The sequence below is a fragment of the Plantactinospora sp. WMMB782 genome, from assembly GCF_049179135.1.
Taxonomy (GTDB): domain Bacteria; phylum Actinomycetota; class Actinomycetes; order Mycobacteriales; family Micromonosporaceae; genus Plantactinospora.
This window is the reverse complement of the sequence record NZ_JBMHMC010000007.1, coordinates 5432527-5454044: the sequence shown is the minus strand read 5'-3', so window position 1 is coordinate 5454044 and position 21518 is coordinate 5432527. Positions and strand designations below refer to the sequence as shown.

Below are 21518 nucleotides of genomic sequence, written 5' to 3'. Positions count from 1 at the left end.
GTCGTGGCGGCAGTGGAGAGGCGGACGGACTGCGCCACCGCCCGCCTTCGGCGGCGGGCGGCAGCCGGGCCAGCCGCCGACCAGGCCCGGCCGCTCGCAGCACCCCAGTCGGTTCCGACGAGCGCCAGGGGAACACGATGAGACGACTACCACCACTACCGCGCCAGCTCGCGGCGACGCTCGCCGCCGGCCTGCTCGTGGCCGCCGGATCCCTCTTCCCGACCGCGGCCGCCGCCCGCCCCGACGCCGGACCCGCGCCCCGGGTCGCGGTCGCCGCCAGCATCAGCGCCAGCAGCTCGCACCCGGAGTATCCGGCCGGCAACGCGGGCGACGGCAACCCGGCGACCTACTGGGAGAGCGCCAACAACGCGTTTCCACAGTGGATCCAGGCGGACCTCGGCTCGGCCACCGAGGTGAACCGGCTGGTACTCAAGCTGCCGCCCGGCTGGGGCACCCGGACCCAGACCCTCTCGGTGCAGAACAGCGCCAACGGCTCGACGTTCAGCACCCTCGTCGCCGCCACCGGATACACCTTCGACCCGGCCGGCGGCAACACCGTCACCGTCGACCTGCCGACCACGAACACCCGCTACCTGCGGCTGCACATCACCGCCAACAACGGCTGGCCCGCCGGGCAACTCGGCGAGTTCGAGGTGCACGGCCCCACCGGCGGCCCGGACAGCCAGGCCCCGAGCGCACCGACCAACCTGGCCTACACCCAGCCGGCCAGCGGACAGATCCGGCTGACCTGGAACGCCGCCAGCGACAACGTCGGCGTCACCGGCTACGACGTCTACGCCAACGGCACGCTGCGGGCCAACCTCGGCAACGTGCTCACCTACACCGACAGCCAACCGGCCGGCGCCACGGTCTCCTACCACGTCCGGGCCCGGGACGCCGCCGGGAACGTGTCGGCGAACAGCAACACGGTGACCCGCAACGGCACCGGCAACCCGCCGACCGGGACCAACCTGGCGCTCGGCAAGCCGATCACCGCCTCGTCGACGGTGCACACCTTCGTGGCCGCCAACGCCAACGACGACAACGTCTCGACGTACTGGGAAGGAGCCGGAGGGGCGTACCCGAGCGTGCTCACCGTGCGGCTCGGCGCGAACGCCACGGTCAGCTCGGTGGTGGTCCGGCTGAATCCGGACCCCGCCTGGGGGCAGCGCAACCAGACCATCCAGGTGCTCGGCCGCGAGCAGAGCGGATCGTCGTTCGGCAGCCTGTCGACGGCCACCTCGTACAGTTTCAACCCGGCCAGCGGGAACAGCGTCACCATCCCGGTCAGCGGAAACGTGGCCGACGTCCGGCTCTCGATCACCGCGAACAGCGGGGCGCCGGCCGGCCAGGTCGCCGAGTTCCAGGTCTTCGGGGTGCCGGCGCCGAACCCGGACCTGACGGTCACCGCCGCCACCTGGAGCCCGGCCGCGCCGGTCGAGACGACCGCGATCACCGTCTCGGCCACCGTCCGCAACGCCGGCACCGCCGCCTCCGGCGCGACGAACGTCAACTTCTACCTGGGTACGACCCTGGTCGGCACCGCCGCCGTCGGCGGGCTCGCCGCCGGGGCCAGCAGCACCGTCACCGCGAACGCCGGGCCACGCAACGCCGGCAGCTACCAGTTGACCGCCAAGGTCGACGAGGCGAACGCGGTCGTCGAGCAGAGCGAGACGAACAACAGTCACACCAACCCGGCCGCGCTGACCGTCGCCCCGGTGGCCAGCTCGGACCTGGTCGCCGTGCCGAGTTGGTCGCCGAGCACCCCCGCCAACGGCCAGCAGGTCACCTTCTCGGTGGCGATCCGCAACCAGGGCAGCACCGCCTCGGCCGGCGGAGCGCACGGCATCACCGTCACCCTGCTCAACGCCAGCGGCGGCACGGTGCGCACGCTGACCGGCTCCTACACCGGCACCATCGCGGCCGGGGCCGGCACCGCGCCGGTCAACCTCGGCAGCTGGACGGCGGCGAACGGCCGGTACACCGTCCGCACGGTGCTGGCGGCGGACGCCAACGAACTGCCGGTGAAGCAGGGCAACAACACCAGCGACACCCCGTTCTTCGTCGGGCGCGGCGCCAACCTGGGGTACGAGATGTACGAGGCCGAGGACGGCACCCTCGGCGGCGGCGCGACGGTGGTCGGCCCGAACCGGACCGTCGGCGACCTCGCCGGTGAGGCGTCCGGGCGACGTGCGGTGACCCTGAACAGCACCGGCGCCTACGTCGAGTGGACCACCCGGGCTCCGACCAACACCCTGGTCACCCGCTTCTCGATCCCGGACTCGGCGGGCGGCGGCGGGATCGACTCGACGCTGAACATCTACGTCGACGGCACCTTCCACAAGGCGATCGAGCTGACCAGCCGGTACGCCTGGCTCTACGGCAACGAGGCGAGCCCGAACAACTCGCCCGGCTCCGGCGGACCCCGGCACGTCTACGACGAGGCGAACGTGCTGCTCAACTCGTCTGTCCCGGCCGGCAGCCGGATCAGGTTGCAGAAGGACCCGGCCAACAGCACCAGGTACGCGATCGACTTCGTCAACACCGAGCAGGTCGCACCGCGGGCGAACCCGGACCCGGCCCGCTACGCCACCCCGGCCGGTACCGGTCACCAGGACGTGCAGAACGCGCTGGACCGGGTCCGGATGGACACCACCGGCAACCTGGTCGGCGTCTACCTGCCGGCCGGCACCTACAGCACCGCGCAGAAGTTCCAGGTGTACGGCAAGGCGGTGAAGGTGGTCGGCGCCGGCATGTGGTACACCCGGTTCGCCACCCCGCCCGGCCAGGAGAACACGGACGCCGGTTTCCGGGTCGAGAGTACGGCGAACGGCTCCTCCTTCGAGCACCTCGCCTTCTTCGGCAACTACACCTCCCGGATCGACGGTCCCGGCAAGGTCTGGGGCGAGTTGCAGAACGTGTCGAACCTGACCTTCGACAACGTCTGGGTCGAGCACACCGTCTGCATGTTCTGGGGGGTGCACGTCAGCAACGTCACCATCAAGAACTCGCGGATCCGCAACACCTTCGCCGACGCGGTCAACATGACGAACGGCAGTACCAACAACCTGGTCAGCAACGTCGAGGGACGCGGAAACGGGGACGACGCGTTCGCGCTCTTCTCCGCGACCGACTCGGGTGGCGGGGCGAACACAGGCAACGTCTTCGAGAACCTGACGGCCACGCTGACCTGGCGGGCCGCCGGTGTCGCGGTGTACGGCGGACAGAACAACACCTTCCGTAACATGTACATCGCCGACCAGCTCGTCTACTCCGGGATCACCATCAGCTCACTCGACTTCGGCTATCCGTTCGTCGGGTTCGGGCCGGGGCTCACCCGGGTGGAGAACGCCTCGATAGTCCGCTCCGGCGGGCATTTCTGGGGCGCCCAGACGTTCCCCGGAATCTGGGTCTTCTCCGCGTCGAAGGAGATGCGCGGAATCCGGGTCAGCGACGTCGACATCGTGGATCCGACCTACCACGGCATCATGTTCCAGACCAAGTACAACGGCAGCAGTCCGGAGAATCCGGTGACCGACACCGTCTTCACGGACATCTCGATCAGCGGGGCGCAGCGCAGCGGCGACGCGTACGACGCGAAGTCCGGCTTCGGGATCTGGGCCAACGAGATGCCGGAGCCGGGCCAGGGGCCGGCGGTCGGCTCGGCGGTCTTCAACAACCTCCGGATGAGCAACAACCACCAGAACATCCGGAACACCACGTCCACCTTCACCATCACCGTCAACCCGTAACCGGGCCAACGTGGGTGCCGCCGGCAGCATCACCTGCCGGCGGCACCCCGACGGCATGTCCACTACAGCGGCAGCGGATCCACGTCGCAGTCGATCCGAACCTGCCGGATCACGTCGATCGTGGCCGGGTGCCGGTCCCCGAGCACCTGGCGCAGTCGCGTCATCGTGTCGGCGAGCAGCTCGTCCGCCTCCCGCACCCGGCGCAGCGCCCGCAGGTCCATCGCCACGTTGGCGCTACAGCCCAGGCTGACCGGATGGTTGACGCCCAACACGTGGTCCAACCGCACAAGCGTCTCGACGTCGCACTCGTAGGCGGCCTGGAAGCTGTGCAACGCGTACAGGTCGCTGGCGAGATTCGTGGCACAGGCCAGGCTCACCGGGTGCTCCTCACCCAGGCTCTCCCGCAGACCCGCACACACCTCACGGTCGTGCTCCAGCGCCAGCTCGGCATCACCTCGCGCCCGGTGGACCACCGCCAGGTTACTCCGCACCGCGAGCGTGTACGCGTGCTGCGGACCGAACATCCGGTCGTAACGTTCCAGCGTCTCCGCGCACATCGCCAGGGCGGCCTGGAGATCACCCGCGTACCGGAGGTCGATCGCCACGTTCACCGCCGCCGCGACCGTCTCCGGATGGTCGCCGTCGTAACGCCGCCGGTACTTTTCGTAGATCTCCCGGCCCAGGATCGACGCCCCGGCGTGGTCCCCGGCCTTGCGCCGGGCGACCGCCAGGCTCCGCCCGGTGCGTAGCGTGGCCGGCGCGTTCGGACCGAAGACGGCCAGGTGCCTGGCGTACAGCTCCTCGTGCTGCCGGTGTGCCTCCAGATAGGCCCCGGACTCCCGCAGGTCGATCAGCAGGCAGTGCTGCGTGTTGAGCGTGGTCTCGTCGTCCGACCCCAGGACCACGGCCTGCCGGACCAGGGTGTCCCGGTCGAGTTCCGCGGCACGGCCGAACTCACCGGTGAGCCGCAGGCCCAGCCCCAGCCGGTGCGCACAGGCGAGCGTCACCGGATCGTCGGCACCGAACTCCCGGCAGGCGACCTCGAACGTCCGCTCGTCCAGGTCCCGGGCGGCGAAGAACTGCCCACTGGTACGCAGGTCCAGGGCCACCATGCTGGTGGCGTCGATCGTCCCCTCGTTCTCGTCACCCAGCGTCGAACGGTACAGCTCCAGGGTCCGCCGGTTCAGCTCCCGGGCCTCGGCGTACCTGCCGTTGGTCCATCGGGTCCAGCCGAGCCACTTCGCCAGTCTTAGGGCGCGCGGGTCGGCCTCGCCCTGCCGGCGTACCCACAGCTCGTGCGCCTCCTGCGCCAGCCTCTCGCTACCGACGTGGTCGCCCCAGTGGTGCAGGAACTGCACCATGCCGAGGACGAGGTCCTGGACCCGGGGGTCGGTGGACTCCACCGCGCGGGACTCCACGACGTGCGGCCGGAGCGCGTGGTAGGTGTCCCAACGCTCACGGCGCGCCGGAGCGTTCGGGTTGCCGGCGGCCAGCAGCGTGTGTGCGCCCCGCCAGAAGAGCGCGCGTTCCTCGTCGTCCATCGCGCCGATCAGCACCGCCTGGATCAGTCGGTGGATCTGCAGGGTGTTCCGGCGGTGGTCGATCCGGGCGAGGGCGTAACGCTGGATGTCCCGGATCGACCGGCTGAGGAGGATAGCGTCACCCAGGATCGCGTCCAGGACCGGCGTGACGGGTGCGGTGGGCCGGCCGACGAGCAGGTCACGCGAGATCGGTGCCGGCGCGAAGAACGAGCAGACCTGCAACAACTGGAAGGCCCCATCGTTGACCTCGCGCAGCTTCTCGAGCGAGAGCTTCCACGCCGCCGCCACCGATCGCCGGTCGTCGAGCGACGAGGAGTCGTCGAGCAGCTCCATGTGCTTGTCCCGCAACAATTCGAGGTACTCGTCCACCGGCATGCCGGTGGCCGCCCGCCACGCCGCGGCCTGCTCGACGGCGAGTGGCAGATCGCCCAACGCCTCGGCGAGCCGGTCGGTGTCGGCGTCGGACAGGTCGGGATTGCGCATCCGCAGGAAGGTCCGGCTCTCGTCGCGGCTGAAGACGTCGACCTCGATCGCCTGGCCGAGCCACGCCCACTCCGGGTTCCGGGAGGTGACCAGGATCTTGCCGGCCCCGCCGGTCGGGAAGTACCGCGAGACGTCGGTCGGCGACTCGGCGTTGTCGAAGACCAGCAGCCAGCTGGCGTAGGGCACCTGGCCGGTGCTGAGCGCCGCACGGACGGCGGGTACCGCCCGGTTGGCCTCGGGACCGACATCGAGGTCCAGGCGCTGGGCGAGTTCGGTGAGCGAGGCCAGGATCTGCCCGTCCTGCTCGGCCGGCACCCACCAGATCAGGTCGTAGTCGCCGCTGTGCTGGTGCACGTACTCGATGGCGAGCTGGGTCTTGCCGATGCCGCCCATGCCGTGCAGGGCCTGCGGCAGTACCGCCGTCTGCCGGACGGTCTGGAGCTGGTGGTGCAGGTGGTCGAGCAGGTCCTCGCGGCCGGTGAAGTTCGGATTCCGCTGCGGTACGTCGCCCCAGACCTTCGGCAACCGCACGGCGGCGACCGGGGCGACATCGGTGACCTTGTCGTTCGGGCCGACGGAGGGGGCACCGCCGGTGGACATCGCCGGAGCGTCGAGGCGGTGGGTCGGGAGGTCGGGCAGGTCTTCGTAGTCGTCCCAGTACGATCGGTCCCGAATGGCCGACCGAGCCGGTCTGGGCGGTCGCCGGGGCCATGCCCTCCCGCCCGGCTCTCCGGTCCCGGCTTCTTCGCCGCCGGCGTCCGGATCGGTGCCCATGACGCCAGGATCCGCGTCGGTGGCCCAGGCTTCCCCGTCGACGACCTTCCCGTCGTCGGCGCGGGACTCGATGTCGGCCGGCTCGCCCCGGGCGCCGACGGGCTCGTCGGTCGCACCGTCAGGCGGCTCCACCACCGCCTGGTCGGCGGGCACGTCGGACCGACCAGCGGGCACGTCGGACGACCGGTGGACCGGCTGCCGAGATCGGCGGAGCGTGTCCATCTGCGCCAGCACTTCGAGGAGTTCCGCCTGCCGCCACACCCAACTCGACAACTCGGCGGCGGTCGGCCCGTCGAGTCCGGCCGCGACGGTGTCGACCAGAACCAGTGCCGGCGGCAGGCGCCCCCGACCGTGCGACTGGCCGGCGAGCTGATCGAAGACCTGGGACAGCGACCCGGACGCCTCCCCGCCCGGTGCCAGCTCCCGCACCGCCGGGCGCCACCAGCCCGGCTCCGGCACTGCACCCTCCGCCCTGGCCAACAGATCGTGAATGCGCAGTACCTCGCCTTTCGGCAGTCGGCTGCGCAGCGGGGCCGACTCGACCAACTCTCGTACGTGCCGGCTGGCGGGTGTGTCGGGAGCCATCGTCCACAGCGCGGCCAGCAACGCCCGAAGACCGCCGGGATGTGTCAGACACGCCATCACGATCTGCACGACGTGCGACCGGACCTGCGGACTCTCCGCTACGTCGGGGAAGCCGGCGACATCGCGCCGGACAAGGTTGACGAGCAGCCGCCGGTCCGGAAGTGCCTCGGCGAACCGCACCTGGACCAATGCGTCGACGAGGGCGTTCCGCAACTTCGTGTAGGGGTCTTCCTGGCTCGAGCCCTGCGCCACGCGCTCCCCCAACACCTGTCCAACAACGGCCGGGACCGGTCAGCCCCCATGATGCACCGTCGTGGCGAGCGCGGACAATTGACCGATAAGCGCGCGATGACCGTAGGACGATCGCGGGTCGGCCACACCGAGCCGGCCTTCTGCAGGGGACAGCGTCGGCGTGCGCCTTCCCGTTACCGGGACTCACCGGTCCAGCAGGCGGAGATATCTCACTCGTTCCGGCCCGTCCACCACTTGCCCGGCGCCCCGACCGCACCTAGCGTAGGGCGGCGATCACGTGGACGGGGGACGGACCGGTGCGGATCGGAATGCGACGAGAACGCACGGTACGGCCAGGCGCTGCGGGACGGGCTCCGGCAACCTGTCACGACGTCCGGACGGCACCCCGGACGGACGGGACCGGAGCACCCCGCAGCGGAGCCGGAACGTGCCGAGCGAGCTGACCGAGCTGGTCCGGTCCGCGCAGGATGGCGACGAGGAGGCGTTCCGGCTGCTCTACCGGGAACTCCAACCCGGACTGCTGCGCTACCTCACCGTGCTCGTGGGTGCGGACGCCGAGGACGTCGCGTCGGAGACCTGGTTGCAGATCTCCCGTGACCTGGACAGCTTCGCGGGCGGGCCGGGCTTCCGGGCCTGGGCCACCCGGGTCGCCCGCAACCGGGCCCTGGACCACCTGCGGCACCAGCGTCGCCGGCCGAGCGTTCCGGTACCGGTCGAGGCGCTCTCCGAGCTGCCCGCCGCCGAGGACACCGCCGAGCGGGCCACCGAGGGACTGGCCACCGACAGCGCCGTGGCGCTGATCGCCACGCTGCCCCGGACCGAGGCGGAGGCGGTGCTGCTGCGCGCCGTGATGGGACTGGACGCCGAGAGCACCGCGCGGGTACTCGGCAAGCGGCCCGGAGCGGTACGCACCGCCGCACACCGTGGGTTGCGCCGGCTGGCGCAGCTGCTGGCCGAGGAGGGCGCGGGCGGGCCGGCACCGGACGGAGCTGCGACGGGGTCCGCACCACTTGCCGGGGTACCGTCCGGAGAAGACGTCGAGGCGGGACGGGGACGCCGTTGAGCGGCATGTGGATGGTCTTCCGCCGGACGGACGGGCTCGATCCGGAGACCGCCGAGCGGCTGCTCGACGCCTCCGCCGGGAACGTCACCGGTGCCGCGCAGCCGGAGCACGCCGGAAACGTCACCGGTGCCTGGCACTCGACGGGTGACCGGGCCGATCCGCTGGCCGAACTGTTGGCGGCGGCGTCGGCACCGGCCCGTCCGGCGGAGTTGGCCGGCGAGCAGGCGGCACTGGCCGGCTTCCGTACCGCTCGGCAGTCACCGGTGCCGTCCGGCAGGGCGACCAAGGAGTTGCCCGGCACGGGTCGGGAGGCCGCCACCGGCACGGACCGAGAGGTACCCGGTCGCGCGGGCCGGAAGGCTCGCCGTGCCGCGGCGACGCGGCAGCACCGCAGCGGCCCGCGCCGCCTGACGGTCGGGGCCGGTGGTTGGGTGGTGGTCGTCCTCGCCACGGTCACCGCCGGTGCGGCACTGGCCACCGACATCCCCCCGCTGGGCGGGCCGGAGACGCCGCCCAGCCGGCCGAGCACCGGCGCACCGGCACCGGTGCCGCCGCCCGACATCGCGCCGCCGACGGCCGTACCCGGCAAGGCCCCGTCGCCGAGCCTGCCGGCCCGGACCGGACAGGCCACGCCGCCCCCCTCGGTCTTCGGGCAGTGCCGCGGCTACCTGGCTCGGGGCGGTGCGGACAGTGACTCTCCGGCGAACCGCTCACCGTCCAAAGCGCTGCTGGACGCGGCCGGCGGCCGGGCCGAGATAGAGGGCTACTGCCGGCGCCTGCTCGCCGCGGACGAGCCCGAGAAGAACCGCAAGCCTGAGGATCGTAAGCCCGACGGCCAGAAGCCCGACAAGAACCGCAACCCCGACCGGCATCGCAAGCCGGAGAAGACCCGCAAGCCCGACGCGAACGCGAAGCCCGACGCGAACGCGAAGCCCGACGCGAACGCGAAGCCCGACGCGAACGCGAAGCCCGGCCCCTCGGAGGCGGTCGACGTGGCCTTGGCGGCGGAACAGGCTCGGGATCCGGAGAAGAGCGGGCGGACGGAGCGAATCGGCGAGCCAGGCTGAGCGGGCAGCCCGACCGGTGGCGACGAGCGGGACTAGCCCACGGTCGACCCGGTCGACCCGGTCGACCCGGGCTCGGCTCGGTGGCCACCCGGCTGGCCTGTCGGGCCAGAAAGCCCGGCGTCCGGCGTACCGGAGGCGTCCGGCTCGTGGCCGCCGGTGTAGGCCCAGTCCGGCAGCGCCTCGCGGGCGGCCAGCCACTCCTCCGGCACGCCGATCGCGCCGGGCCGCTCACCGAGCCCGGTGTAGGCCGCCACCACACCGCCGACGATCGCCCCGGTCGTGTCGACGTCACCACCGGCGAGCACGCAGGCGGTGATCGCGGCCGGATAGTCCGCCAGGTGGGTCGCGGCCACCCAGAGGGTGAACGGAACGGTGTCCTGGGCGGTCACCCGCGACCCGTTACCCAGCTCGTACGCCGCCTCCTCCACCGTCACCGCCGTGCCGGTGAGCAGTCGGCGGGCCCGCTCGACGCCCCGGCGCACCTGCCCGTCGACCAGGTACGGCTCCAGCCGGTCCAGCAGAGCCGCCCCGGACGGGCGTACCCCGGTCAGCCGGGCCTGCCCGGCGAACGCGGCGGCGACCGCGACCAGGATCGCCCCGGCGATCCCCTCCGGATGGGCGTGGGTCACCTCCGCCGACCGGATCGCCAACTCGGCGGCCCGGCGTGGCCGGTCGGCGTGGTAGGCACCGACCGGGGCGACCCGCATCGCGGCGCCGTTGCCGCAGGAGCCCTCCCCACCGAACGCCTCCCGGGTCGCCTGCCGCCACGGCACGCCGTCCCTGATCTGGTGCAGGATCACCACCGCGCCGGCACCGTATCCCCGGTACGGCTCGCAGCGCTCGGCGAACGTGACGGCGAGCCGGTCCGGCCCGATCTCGCCGTGTTCGGCGAGTTCGGCCACCACCGAGCAGGCCATGTGGGTGTCGTCGGTCCACTCCCAGGGGCCGGCGGGCGGCCGTCCGGCCGCGAGTTCGGCCGGTGACCGGCCGACCATGAAGAACTGGGCGCCGAGGGCGTCGCCCACGGAGAGCCCGTGCAGGCTGTCGTAGCAGAGGTCGAGCCGGGCCGGCTCGTGCAGCACGAATGACATCACCCGCGATCATGCCTCAACCGGGTCCGCGCCCGCCTCCCCCGCCCGGCCGTCCGGCGGCCGACCTGCCCGCCGAGGGATGCGGCCGACCTGCCCGTCGACGGGATTCAGTCGCCGGTCAGCGGGCGGATCGCGTCGGCGACCCGGGCCGGCAGCGTCGGGTCGCAGCTCCGGTGGTGGGTCTCGACGGCCGTGTCCACGAACTTGATCGCATGCTCGTCCCCGGAGTGCACCGCCCGGTTCCACGCCTCGTCGAACCGCAGGCCGGGGTGTGGGTCCGGAAGTGGGCGGGGCTCGGCCGGCGCGTAGGCGGCGGTGACCGCGGCCGTGGCGGCCCAGGCGGCGGCGAGGCTCGGCCGCCAGAGCTCCGTCGGCAACGCGGGCAGGGTGCGCAGCACCGCGTTCGGGGCGGTGGCCGCGTGCACCAGCATGACCGGGCTGGCGTAGCCGTGGCTTTCGTACCGGACGACGGCGGCGTCGACGATTGCCGCCAGCCGGGTCGGGACGGCCGTGCCGGGATCTCCGGGGACGGCTCCGGCAGCCTCCGGCCATCCGGTCGCTCCGGCGAGTTGGGCGAGCCGGGCCCGGATCCCGAACCGCTGGTCGGGAACTCGGGGCACCCGGTCGAGTGCGGTCCTCGGGTCGGTGGCCGGATAACGACCGGCGCCGGGCGGGGCGAGTGGCTGCCACCGTGCCGCCCAGTAGCCGAGCGCGGCACCGAGTTCGGCGATCCTGGGCGGTGTCTCGGCAGCCCGCAGAGCGCGTACGGCGTGCCCGACCCGGATCACCCCGTGGGTTGCTCCGGCGGCGATCCCGGGCAGCAGCCGGGGCCACCAGCGGACCAGCACCGCCGACCAGGGTTCGTCGGCCAGTTCGCGGGCGAAGTAGTCCAGCCAGTCGCCGGTCCGGGTGGGGTCGCCGAGCGGGTCCCGCCACTGCGCGGCCGGGATCGGTGAGATTCCCCGTGGTCGCTCGGTCAGCCGATCGGCGTAGCGGTCCAGCCAGCGGTGTACCCGTGCCCCGTACCCGTGCCGGGCCAGGGCCTCCGCGGCCATCGGGGCGTGGTTGGACAACCAGCCGTCACGCTCGGGACCGGTCGGCTGGAGACGCTCGTACGCCTCGTCGATGATGGAGTCTGACATGGTCACCAGGTTGCGAGTTGAACCTCGCTTCATGTCAACCCATCGACGCCACCGGCTCGGGCGCGCCAGGGGTCGGGTGTCGCCGGGGTCGACCGGTGGCGGGCAGGACCAGCGGCGGGCGGCGGCCGGTCAGCGCCGGCAGGGCCGGAGCGGGGTGCTGGTCCGGGCCGACCTGGTGGAGCCGTCCCGGAACCTCACCGTCGCGGTGACCGCGATGGTGCCGCCCGCCGAGTTGCGCGGCTCGGCCCGGAACGGTCCCAGTCCGGCCAGCCAGGTGCCCCGGTCGTTGCCGACGGTGCGGGCGGACCCGCTGCCGTCGAACGGCACCGGGGTGTTCACCCGGTATCGCAGCGACACCGCCGAGACGTTGGCGCCGGCACCCACCCGCACCTGGACCAGCCCGAAGGTGGGGCTGCCGCAGCCCTCCTGGTGCAGGCCACCGGAGTTCTGCGACTGCCCGAACCCGCCGGTCACCCTGGCCGTCGCCGTGGTCTGCTCGGCCATCGTGCGGGCCCGGCGGGTCGTCGTGGTGTTGGCCGGCGGCCGGGTGGCGCGGGCTGCGGTGGGTTTCGGCGTGGGCGTCCCGGTCGGCGTCGGGCTCGCCTCGGTCGGGGTCGGGACGGCCGTGCCGGAGTCGGCGCCCGGCACTCCCTCCGACCACTGTGGACGCTGATCGCCGTTGCCGGCACAGGCCGTGCCGAGCGCCAGCACCGCCGCGCACGCCACGCCGAGCGCGACGCCTGATCGGGTACGCCGAAAGTCGAGGACAGTCACCATGATCCCATCGGTCGCGTCGACCCCGTTTCCACCGCATCAGCCGGTCTTGACCGTAGTACCATCCCTCGATGTCGCCAAATCCACACCGGAAAGTGGGACAAGTCAGCACTTGACCCCCTCTGGTGGCGAACCCGTCAGTCCGCTACGGCCGCCACAGCACCAGCTCGATCTCCCCGGTCCGCTCGGCGAACCGCCCGCCCGGCGAGGCGGTACGCAGCACCCGCCGCAGGTCGCCCTCGAAGTCCGGCAGCCGGTCGGCGAAGAGGTGCGGGGCGGACGACGACAGCGAGAAGACCCCCGCCACCACCTCGTCCTCGGTCCGCTCCCGCACGATGCCGCCGCCGACGGCCAGCCGGTGCGGACCGTGGTAGCCGGCAGCGCGCATCACCTCCTCCTCGCCACCCGCCGTGCCGCCGGGCAGCGTCCCCCGACCCGCCCGGCGGACCGGGCCGAGATAGCGGGCCACCAGTGCGGTGATCTCGTCGTGCGGCGGGCGGGGGAACGGCAGCGGGTCGACGCCGTCCACTCCCCGGTGCGTGGTGGCGCCCACGTGCACCCAGACCCCGTCACCGCCGAGCATCGGGCGTACCGCGCGGGCGACCAGGGGGCGGTCGAGCCAGTGGAACGACTGCGCGAAGGTGACGACCCGGAAGGTGCCGAGGCCGGCCGGCAGTTCCTCGGCCCGCAGCCGCTGCCAGCGCACGTTGCCGATCCCGGCCTCCCGGGCCGCCTGCCCGGCCCGGCGCAGCATGTCCCGGTCGGCGTCGATCCCGACCACCGCCGCGAAGAGCGGCGCGAGCAGCAGGGTCAGCGAGCCCGGTCCGCAACCCACGTCGAGCAGCCGGCCACGGCCGTCCAGCCGGAGTTCGGTGGCGAGGGTGTCGGCGACCTCCGCCGGGTACGGCATCCGGCCGACGGCGTAGTGGTCCGCGCTACCGGCGTAGAGCGTCTCGTCCCACCGGAAGGCGGGCTGGCCGCTTCCGTCGCGTACCCGGGGGTCGTCCGGCATGGCCACACCCTATTGTCCAGCCGGCCCCGTGTTCAGCCGGCCGCTCCGTCCGTCCGGACCGGGGCCGGCGGCCGGCGGGCGAACGGTGGTGCGTGCTCGGGGCGTACGCCGATGCCGATCAGGTAGGCCGGACCGAGGGATGCGAACGGGAAGCGCCGCAGCACGGCGAGTACCGCCCGGGGCGGCCCGGCCCGGCGCCCGTCGAGGATCGGTGCGACCAGGCCCCGGTGCATGAGCCGCTGCAACCGTTGCACCAGGATCGTCGGCAGCAGTCGCCGGGTGCGTACGCCGGCCAGGTCCGCCTCGGTCACCGTGCCGCGCCGCAGCGGCTCGGCGAGCAGGGTGGCGGCGGCCACCGCGTCCTGGACGGCGAGGTTGATCCCGACCCCGCCGATCGGGGACATCGCGTGCGCGGCGTCGCCGAGGCAGAGCAGGCCGGGCACGTGCCAGCGGTCGAGCCGGTTCAGCCGTACGTCGAGGTGCTTGACGTCGTCCATCGAGCTGATCGCGTCGACCCGGTCGGCGAAGTCGGGAGCCAGTTCCGCGACGTCCCGGCGGAACCGCTCGACACCGTCGGCCCGGAGCCTGGCGTCGCCGCCCTTGCGGGCGATGTAGGCGATCTGGAGGTAGCCCTCCCGGGGAACGACCACGGCGACCCGGCCCGGCCCGATCCGTGGGGTGAGCCCGGCCGGGTCGTCGTGCGGGTGGCGGGGCAGCCGGAACCACCAGGCGTCGATCTGCACCGGGAACTCCCGGACCGGCAGGTTCGCCTGGGTCCGGGCGATCGACCACCGGCCGTCGCAGGCCACGGTCAGGTCGGCGCGCAGCTCACCGGTCCCGCCGTCCGGCCGCCGGTAGCGTACGCCCCGGACCTGGCCGTCCTCGCGGACCAGCTCGGTCACCTCGGTGCTCATCCGCAGCGTGAACGACGGCTCGGCCGCCCCCGCCTCGGCGAGCAGGTTGAGCAGGTCCCACTGCGGCACCATCGCGACGTACGGATAGCGGGTCCGCAACCGACGGAAGTCGGCGATGACGATCTGCTGCCCCGGCGCCACCGGGAAGGCGACCTCGTCCAGCCGGCTCTGCGGCAGGGCGGCGAACCGCTCCCCGAGGCCGAGTTCGTCGAGGAGCCGCAGGGTCGACGGGTGCACCGTGTCGCCCCGGAAGTCGCGCAGGAAGTCGCCGTGTTTCTCCAGCACGGTCACCTCGACGCCGGCTCGGGCCAGCAGCAGGCCGAGCACCATGCCGGCCGGTCCACCGCCGACGACGACGCAGGTCGTACGCTCGTCCACCGCGACCACCATATTCAACAGTTGATGAATTGTGCGTCCACGGTACGCCCGGGACAGGCGCGATCGCAACCGCCCCGCACTGTCGGGCGGCGCCGCCGGCACACCGCGGCCGCCGCGCCGCCGACGTTGACGGGTCGGAGTCGTCACGCTACGTTCGTTCTCAGAACAGACGTACGCAACACGAACGATCGCACCCGCCTGCCGTCACCCGCACCGTCCAGTGCGGAGACGACCGGCGAAGGAGACTGGGGACGGATGGCTGAGATCGTCTCGTTGGCCGAAGGTGTGGCCGAGTTGGTCGACGACGGCGACAGCGTCGCGCTGGAGGGCTTCACCCACCTGATCCCGTTCGCCGCCGGACACGAGATCGTCCGGCAGCGGCGGCGCGACCTGGAGCTGGTCCGGATGACCCCGGACGTCGTCTACGACCAGCTCATCGGGATGGGCTGCGCCCGGCGGCTGGTCTTCTCCTGGGGCGGCAACCCCGGCGTCGGCTCGCTGCACCGGTTCCGGGACGCCGTCGAACGCGGCTGGCCGAAACCGCTGGAGATCGAGGAGCACAGCCACGCCGGGATGGCCAACCGCTACGTGGCGGGAGCGTCCGGGCTGCCGTTCGCGGTGCTGCGCGGCTACACCGGCACCGATCTGCCCCGGCACACCGCCACCGTCAAGCCGATCACCTGCCCGTTCACCGGCGAGGTGCTGACCGCCGTACCGGCACTGAACCCCGACGTCGCGATCGTGCACGCCCAGCGCGCCGACCGGGCCGGCAACGTGCAGATGTGGGGCATCACCGGCGTGCAGAAGGAGGCGGTGCTCGCCGCCCGGCGGTCACTTGTCACCGTCGAGGAGATCGTCGACTCGCTGGAGCCGGTGCCCAGCCAGGTGCTCCTGCCGACCTGGGCGGTCAGCGCGGTGGCACTCGCCCCCGGCGGTGCGCACCCCTCCTACGCGCACGGCTACTCCGTCCGGGACAACGCCTTCTACCAGGCATGGGACGCGATCAGCCGGGACCGGGACAGCTTCACCACCTGGATGCGCGAGCACGTCCTCGAAGCCGGGACGAAAGCATGAACGCGCGCGGCAACGGGCACGGGAGGTGGCAGCGTTGACGACGACGGAGTGGACCGCCGACGAGATGATGACCGTCGCGGCGGCCCGGCAACTGCGGGACGGCACGGCGTGCTTCGTCGGCATCGGCCTGCCGAGCACCGCCGCCAACCTCGCCCGCGCGACACACGCCCCGCGGCTCGTCCTCGTCTACGAGTCCGGGTGCCTCGGCGCCAAGCCCGACCGGCTGCCACTCTCCATCGGCGACGGCATCCTGGCCGACACCGCCGACACGGTGGTCAGCGTGCCGGAGGTCTTCAACTACTGGCTCCAGCCGGGCCGCATCGACGTCGGGTTCCTCGGCGGTGCGCAGCTCGACCGGTACGCCAACATCAACACCACCGCCATCGGCGACGACTACCGCGACCCGCGGGTACGACTGCCCGGCGCCGGCGGCGCCCCCGAGATCGCCGCCTCCTGCCGCGAGGTGGTCGTCGTCATGCGGCAGAGTCCGCGTACCTTCGTCGAGCGGGTCGACTTCGTCACCTCCTTCGGCCACGGCACCGGTCCCGGCGAGCGGCAGCGGCTCGGGCTGCGTGGCGCCGGGCCGCAGGTGGTGATCACCGATCTGGGGATTCTCCGGCCCGACCCGGCCAGCCGGGAGCTCGTGCTCACCGAACTGCACCCGGGCGCGACGGTCGAGCAGGCCCGCGCGGCGACCGGCTGGCCGCTGCGGGTCGCCGACGACCTGCGTACCGGCGCACCGCCGACCGGCCCCGAACTCACGGTGCTGCGCGCCCTCAAGGCCGCCACCCGCGACGCCGGGGCGGTCGGGTAGGTCCCGGCCGGTGCCCGCTGACGGGCGGCCTGGTAGAAACGGGCGATGACCCGCACCGTCGCGACAAACACCCGAGTCGACCGCGCCGCACTGCTCGACTTCCTCCGGCCCCGGCACCGGGCCGTCCTGATGACGACCCGCCCGGACGGGCGCCCGCAGTCCTCGCCGGTGACCTGCGGCGTCGACCGGGAGGGCCGGATCGTCGTCTCGACCTACCCGGAGCGGGCGAAGGCGACGAACGCCCGCCGGAATCCCCTGGTCTCGGTCTGCGTGCTCTCCGACGACTGGAACGGCCCGTGGGTCCAGGTCGACGGCACCGCCGAGGTACTCGACCTGCCGGAGGCGCTGGAGCCGCTCGTCGAGTACTTCCGGTGCATCTCCGGCGAGCACCCGGACTGGGACGAGTACCGCGAGGCCATGCGCCGGCAGGGCAAGTCGCTGATCCGGATCACCGTCGACGGTTGGGGACCGGTCGCCACCGGCGGCTTCCCCGCCCGCCTCGCCGACTGACCGGACACCTGCCCGGTCGGTGGCGAACAGTCAGTCGAGGTAGAGGCAGAAGGGATGACCGGCGGGGTCGAGGTGCACGAGTACGTCCGCCTGGGGTTGGAACTCGGCCCGGGTCGCCCCGCACTCGACGGCGTGCGCGGCGGCGCTCGCCAGGTCGGCGACCCGGATCTCCAGGTGCATCATCATCTGCTGGTCACCGGGGCCGGCCGGCCAGGTCGGCCGGGCGTACGGCGACTCGGTCTGGAAGGCCAGCCCCACTCCCCCGGCCGGATCGCGCATCAACACCCAGTCCGGTTCCTCCTCGGTGATCTCCCAGCCGAGCAGCCGCTGGTAGAAGCGCGCCAGCTCGCCCGGATCCGGCGCGCTCAGGTTGACTGTGGTCAGGGTCAGGGCGGCGCCGTCGAGCATGATGCAAACCTCCGGGTGCTGGTCGGAGCGGCCACGCGGGCACGCGTCCGGGAATCCTAGCGGCGCGGGGCTACGGGCCGAAGGCGGTGAGGAAGCGGTCCCGGAAGTCGCTCATCCGCCAGACCGGGGTGTCCGGCCCCGGCTTCAGCCCGTCCTGCCAGTTCCAGCCGGAGATCCGGTCCAGCACGGCCGGGTCCTTGGCGACGATCGTCACCGGTACGTCGTGGCCGGCGTTCTCCCCGGTGACCAGGGGGGCGGGTTGGTGGTCACCGAGGAAGACGAACACCAGGTCGTCGTCGCCGTACCGCTCCAGGTAGGAGACGATGGTGTTCAGCGAGTACTCGACCGCGCGACCGTACTGGACCCGTACCCTGGCGCTGTCCCGCCACCCCTCGTCGGAGGAGTCGCCGGTCTCCGCCATCGGCCCGAAGACCGACCCGTCGCCGAGCTGGTCCCAGCCGATGAGTTCCGGGATCGGATTCCAGGGCGCGTGGCTGGACACCAGCGGAATCGTCGCCATCACCGGCGGGTGCCCCGGCGCGGCGTGTTCGCGCTGCTCGAAGACCGACAGCGTGTACTGGTCCGGCATCTGGGCCCAGCTGAACTGCGGGCCGCGGTAGCCGAGCTCCTTGGAGGCGTGCACCTCGTCGTAGCCGAAGAACCGCCCCTCCGGCCAGGTCTGGGTGATTCCCGGCATCACCCCGACGGTGCGCCAGTCGGCCCGCTGGAAGGCCCGGTTGAGGGTCATCCGGTCGCTCGCGACGAGATGCGTGTAGCGCTGCTGGTTGTTGATCCAGAGGCCGGAGAGCATCGTGGCGTGCGCCAGCCAGCTGCCGCCGCCGGTCGTCGGCGAGGTGAGCCAGCCGCTGCGGGCCGCGTAGCCGGCGGTGCGCAGCCGGGCGTAGCCGTTGTCGAGGGTGGCGCCGACCCCCGGTGCGATGGCCGGATCCTCGATCGCCGAGCGGCCGTAACTCTCGACGAAGGCGAGGACCACGTCCCTGCCCCGCAACGAGGTGAGCAACCGGTCGCCCGGGACGTCCCGGAACGCGTCGACCCGGGCCTCCGCCGCGAAGACCTCCTGGTCACGGAGGGCGGCCTGCACCTGGAGCACCCGGTCATAGCTCAGGGTACTGACCGGCACGTCCGGCAGGATCTGCACGCCGAACAGGGCGCAGACGACGCAGGCGGCCCCGAGCGCCGAGACGGTGTGCGTCGCCGCGCGACGGTGTCCGACGACCAGGCGGGTCAGCCGGAGCACCGAGAGCGTCATCAGAACCAGCAGGCCGACCGCGAGCAGCCCGGCGGCCACCATCGCGACGACGGCGCCGGTCCGGCCGTACGACTCCGCCAGGTAGTCCGCGCCGGCCCCGAAGGAGACCCAGTCGAAGACCGGGTTGAACGGTCGGGCCAGTACCGCGAAGAAGCCCATGTCGACGACCTTCACGATGGCCAGCAGCCCGAGGGCCACCCCGACCGGTACCGCCACCACCCGGCGTCCCCAGGCCGGCAGGAGGAGCACCAGGGCGACCACCAGCAGGGCCTCCACCGGAAGGCGCAGGAACGCGCCTGGGGTGAGCAGGGTCAGCTGGTTCGGCGCGAGCAGGGCGAAGACGACGAGCAACAGGGCCAGGATGCTGCTCAGCCAGGCCACCCCGGTCCGGAACCGGCCGGGTCGGCGACCGGCACCACCGCCGTCCTCCGCCGCGCCGTCGACCGCGACCTCGGCACCGCCGGCCCCCGGACTGTCGTCGTCGACCGCTCCCGGGGTCGTGTCAGCGCTTCCCGCCGGTGTTTCAGCTGTTGTCGCGGGTGTTTCAGTCGTTGCCGCAGGTGCGTCAGTCGTTGCCGCAGGTGTGTCAGTGGGTCCGGCGGGTGCCTCGGTGGCGGTCCGGCGGCGCGTGAAAACCGACAATCCAAAGGCCCTTTCCTGTGAAGCCTGGTGACGCCCGCTCGCCACTGGGAGGGACCGCCCCCGCCGACCCGCAGGTCGCCGGAGGTCGGCGACGCCGGCACCGTCCGGCCGGCGCAGGCCGGTCGAGACGCCGACCCGGCCGGGCACCGTGCCGCCGCCGTGATCCGGGCGCCACGTTAACACTGTCGGGTCGAGCGGACCCCGGCCACCGCCCGGGCAGCTCGGCTGAGCCCTACGCCGTGGCGCCGTCGTCATCCGCCGCCGGCACCCGCCATCGGCACCCGACACCGTCCCGGCGTCGTCACCCGGCGGTGAGTTCCTCGGTGTACGCGGCGACCGGCGTGCCGTCCGCCCGGTAGGCGGTGAGCCGGCCGTGCGACAGGTTCGCGGAGCGGAACGAGAAGAGCAGCTGCCCCGGATAGACCTCCAGCAGCGGGATCGTCCGGGCGGCACCCCCGGGCGCGGACTGGTATTCGAGTCTCGCCACCACGGCCGGGTCGACGACGCCGTTGACGCGTACCTTCGTCTTCTCGGCGGTGACCCCGAAGGTGACCGGCGCACCCGCGCCGAACGCGGCGCACCCGGCCGCGCTGCGGCAGACGAAGAAGTAGCGCGGGTTGTGCACGTCGGACATCGCGTACGCCTTGAAGGTCGGATCCGCCCCCGCCGGCAGCGGCTGTACGGCGAAGAAGGCCACCCCGGCCACGGCGGCAGTCGCCACCCGCAGCCAGCCCCGGACCGTGTCGGTACGCCGACCGGCGGCGACCGTCGCCACCGTGACCCCGCCGAACCCGACCAGGCAGAGCGTGACGACGGCCAGCGAGCGGGAGTTCTCGAAGAGGAACTGGAGTCCCTGCGTCGTCGAGACCGCACCGAGCAACGCGCCCAGCGACAGCACCATCACGACCAGCAGGGCGGCTCCGGCCACCCGCCGGGCGACCCCGTACGCCCCGACCAGCAGCATCGCGGCGAGCACCGGCCAGATCTGGTGGTGGGTCCAGGAGACCGGCGAGACGGCGACCGTGGCGCAGCCGACGAGTACGGCCGCGTGCGCCGGCTGGCCGGCGCACTCCAGTTGGCGGGCCCGCAGCAGCGCGATCCCGCCGATGACCAGCACCAGGCTGAGCCAGAGCAGCGGGAAGGTCGCGCCGTCGACGCCGATCCGCAGCAGCATGCCGTGCAGGGACTGGTTGCCGAGCGAGGCGAGGTTGCCGACCCGGGAGGTGTTCAGGAACGTCCCGGTCCAGAAGGTCACGCTCTCCGCCGGCAGCACGGCCGCGCCGGCCAGCCCGCAGAGCAGGAAGGCCGCGAGGGCACGCCCGGCGTCCCGGAAGCGGCGGGCCAGCAGGAAGTAGAGCACGAAGAGCAGCGGGGTGAGCTTGATCGCGGCGGCGACGCCGACGAGTATGCCCCGGTAGCGGGCCGGGGTCAGCCGCATCCCGTCGACCAGCGCTAGCAGTACGACGAAGACGCTCACCTGGCCGAACCGCAGGTTGCTCTGTGCCGGCGCGGAGAGCAGCAGGGCGACCGCGGTCGCCGCCACCACCAGCGGCCGGCGGTGCCGGTCCGGTGCGACGGCGCTGCCCACGGCGACGGCGATGGCGGCGACCGCCGCGCAGGTGAGCACGAGCCAGCCGAGCTGGAGTGTCCCCTCGGGCAGCAGGCCGATCGGCGAGAGGACCAGGGCGGCGAAGGGCGGATAGGTGAACGGCCCGCCGTTCTCGGCGACGAACTCGTAGAGCGGCCCGCCCGCGTGCAGGTGGCGGATCGCCCCGTAGTAGATGTGCAGGTCCGACAGGCGCTCCCACGCGGGGCGGCGCAGCACCAGCACCGAGGAGACCACCGCCACCACGCCGTAGACAATCCAGAGTGCGGCCGGAGCGACCCGGATGCGCACCGTCGACGTCTCGGTGTGGGAGGTCGCCATCCGCCGAGTGTAGACAGTCGGACCACCCGAAGATCGATCGATGCC

The 21518-nt window shown here is 72.6% G+C and carries 14 protein-coding genes and 1 pseudogene; 6 read left to right on the top strand and 9 right to left on the bottom strand.

Going from position 1 to position 21518, the window contains the following annotated elements; genetic code table 11:
- The first annotated feature begins 137 nt into the window (after positions 1-137).
- Positions 138-3752, top strand: a complete 3615-nt coding sequence (locus tag ACN28A_RS26565; protein WP_421399336.1) for a discoidin domain-containing protein — start codon at positions 138-140, stop codon at positions 3750-3752.
- A 62-nt stretch (positions 3753-3814) separates the two neighbouring features.
- Here the strand turns inward: ACN28A_RS26565 and fxsT are convergent, their stop codons facing one another.
- Positions 3815-7387 (bottom strand): FxSxx-COOH system tetratricopeptide repeat protein, encoded by a 3573-nt coding sequence (fxsT, locus tag ACN28A_RS26560; RefSeq protein WP_421399334.1) that lies wholly within the window; start codon positions 7385-7387, stop codon positions 3815-3817.
- 427 nt (positions 7388-7814) lie between these two features.
- Between fxsT and ACN28A_RS26555 the strand changes: the two genes are divergently transcribed.
- Together ACN28A_RS26555 and ACN28A_RS26550 are read left to right on the top strand one after the other, a co-directional pair.
- On the top strand, positions 7815-8450 hold the full coding sequence (locus ACN28A_RS26555) for an RNA polymerase sigma factor (RefSeq protein ID WP_421399332.1): 636 nt from the start codon (positions 7815-7817) through the stop codon (positions 8448-8450).
- Entirely contained in the window at positions 8447-9517 is a 1071-nt protein-coding gene (locus ACN28A_RS26550; protein ID WP_421399330.1) for a hypothetical protein, read from the top strand. The genes ACN28A_RS26555 and ACN28A_RS26550 overlap by 4 nt, the downstream gene beginning before the upstream one ends.
- A gap of 164 nt (positions 9518-9681) precedes the next feature.
- On the opposite strand, the pseudogene ACN28A_RS26545 reads toward ACN28A_RS26550, so the two are convergent.
- The 5 genes and pseudogenes from ACN28A_RS26545 to ACN28A_RS26525 all read right to left on the bottom strand — a co-directional run.
- Positions 9682-10608 (bottom strand): annotated as a pseudogene (locus ACN28A_RS26545) (ADP-ribosylglycohydrolase family protein); the annotation flags it as partial.
- Between the two features lie 107 nt (positions 10609-10715).
- Positions 10716-11750 (bottom strand): questin oxidase family protein, encoded by a 1035-nt coding sequence (locus ACN28A_RS26540; protein ID WP_421399327.1) that lies wholly within the window; start codon positions 11748-11750, stop codon positions 10716-10718.
- A 129-nt stretch (positions 11751-11879) separates the two neighbouring features.
- Positions 11880-12527, bottom strand: a complete 648-nt coding sequence (locus ACN28A_RS26535; RefSeq protein ID WP_421399325.1) for a hypothetical protein — start codon at positions 12525-12527, stop codon at positions 11880-11882.
- 142 nt (positions 12528-12669) lie between these two features.
- Entirely contained in the window at positions 12670-13536 is an 867-nt protein-coding gene (locus tag ACN28A_RS26530; RefSeq protein WP_421399322.1) for a class I SAM-dependent methyltransferase, read from the bottom strand.
- Between the two features lie 32 nt (positions 13537-13568).
- The gene (locus ACN28A_RS26525) at positions 13569-14840 is read right to left on the bottom strand and encodes an FAD-dependent oxidoreductase (RefSeq protein ID WP_421399319.1); all 1272 of its coding nucleotides are present in this window, start codon (positions 14838-14840) and stop codon (positions 13569-13571) included.
- A gap of 243 nt (positions 14841-15083) precedes the next feature.
- On the opposite strand from ACN28A_RS26525, the gene ACN28A_RS26520 reads away from it, so the two are divergent.
- The 3 genes from ACN28A_RS26520 to ACN28A_RS26510 all read left to right on the top strand — a co-directional run bounded on the left by ACN28A_RS26520 (position 15084) and on the right by ACN28A_RS26510 (position 17226).
- Positions 15084-15902, top strand: a complete 819-nt coding sequence (locus ACN28A_RS26520; protein ID WP_421399317.1) for a CoA transferase subunit A — start codon at positions 15084-15086, stop codon at positions 15900-15902.
- Between the two features lie 64 nt (positions 15903-15966).
- Complete coding sequence (locus ACN28A_RS26515) at positions 15967-16716, top strand: CoA-transferase subunit beta (RefSeq protein WP_421404650.1); 750 nt, start codon at positions 15967-15969, stop codon at positions 16714-16716.
- A gap of 45 nt (positions 16717-16761) precedes the next feature.
- Positions 16762-17226, top strand: coding sequence for a PPOX class F420-dependent oxidoreductase (locus tag ACN28A_RS26510; RefSeq protein WP_421399315.1), 465 nt, complete (start codon positions 16762-16764; stop codon positions 17224-17226).
- A gap of 30 nt (positions 17227-17256) precedes the next feature.
- On the opposite strand, the gene ACN28A_RS26505 is transcribed toward ACN28A_RS26510, so the two are convergent.
- The 3 genes from ACN28A_RS26505 to ACN28A_RS26495 form a co-directional block, all read right to left on the bottom strand.
- Positions 17257-17634: a VOC family protein gene (locus ACN28A_RS26505; protein WP_421399314.1), complete on the bottom strand. Its 378-nt coding sequence runs from the start codon at positions 17632-17634 to the stop codon at positions 17257-17259.
- Between the two features lie 70 nt (positions 17635-17704).
- Entirely contained in the window at positions 17705-19285 is a 1581-nt protein-coding gene (locus ACN28A_RS26500; RefSeq protein WP_421399311.1) for a sulfatase, read from the bottom strand.
- A gap of 562 nt (positions 19286-19847) precedes the next feature.
- Positions 19848-21473 carry a glycosyltransferase 87 family protein gene (locus ACN28A_RS26495; RefSeq protein ID WP_421399309.1) on the bottom strand — a complete coding sequence of 542 codons (1626 nt, stop codon included), beginning with the start codon at positions 21471-21473 and terminating at the stop codon, positions 19848-19850.
- Between the last annotated feature and the right edge of the window lie 45 nt (positions 21474-21518).

Bases quoted from the DNA above. Each gene is read 5' to 3' on its own strand.
- ACN28A_RS26520 (WP_421399317.1), top strand. From the start codon at position 15,084: ATGGCTGAGATCGTCTCGTTGGCCGAAGGTGTGGCCGAGTTGGTCGAC.
- ACN28A_RS26540 (WP_421399327.1), bottom strand. From the start codon at position 11,750: ATGTCAGACTCCATCATCGACGAGGCGTACGAGCGTCTCCAGCCGACC.
- ACN28A_RS26565 (WP_421399336.1), top strand. From the start codon at position 138: ATGAGACGACTACCACCACTACCGCGCCAGCTCGCGGCGACGCTCGCC.
- ACN28A_RS26495 (WP_421399309.1), bottom strand. From the start codon at position 21,473: ATGGCGACCTCCCACACCGAGACGTCGACGGTGCGCATCCGGGTCGCT.
- ACN28A_RS26535 (WP_421399325.1), bottom strand. From the start codon at position 12,527: ATGGTGACTGTCCTCGACTTTCGGCGTACCCGATCAGGCGTCGCGCTC.
- ACN28A_RS26505 (WP_421399314.1), bottom strand. From the start codon at position 17,634: ATGCTCGACGGCGCCGCCCTGACCCTGACCACAGTCAACCTGAGCGCG.
- ACN28A_RS26530 (WP_421399322.1), bottom strand. From the start codon at position 13,536: ATGCCGGACGACCCCCGGGTACGCGACGGAAGCGGCCAGCCCGCCTTC.
- ACN28A_RS26525 (WP_421399319.1), bottom strand. From the start codon at position 14,840: ATGGTGGTCGCGGTGGACGAGCGTACGACCTGCGTCGTCGTCGGCGGT.
- ACN28A_RS26515 (WP_421404650.1), top strand. From the start codon at position 15,967: ATGATGACCGTCGCGGCGGCCCGGCAACTGCGGGACGGCACGGCGTGC.
- ACN28A_RS26510 (WP_421399315.1), top strand. From the start codon at position 16,762: ATGACCCGCACCGTCGCGACAAACACCCGAGTCGACCGCGCCGCACTG.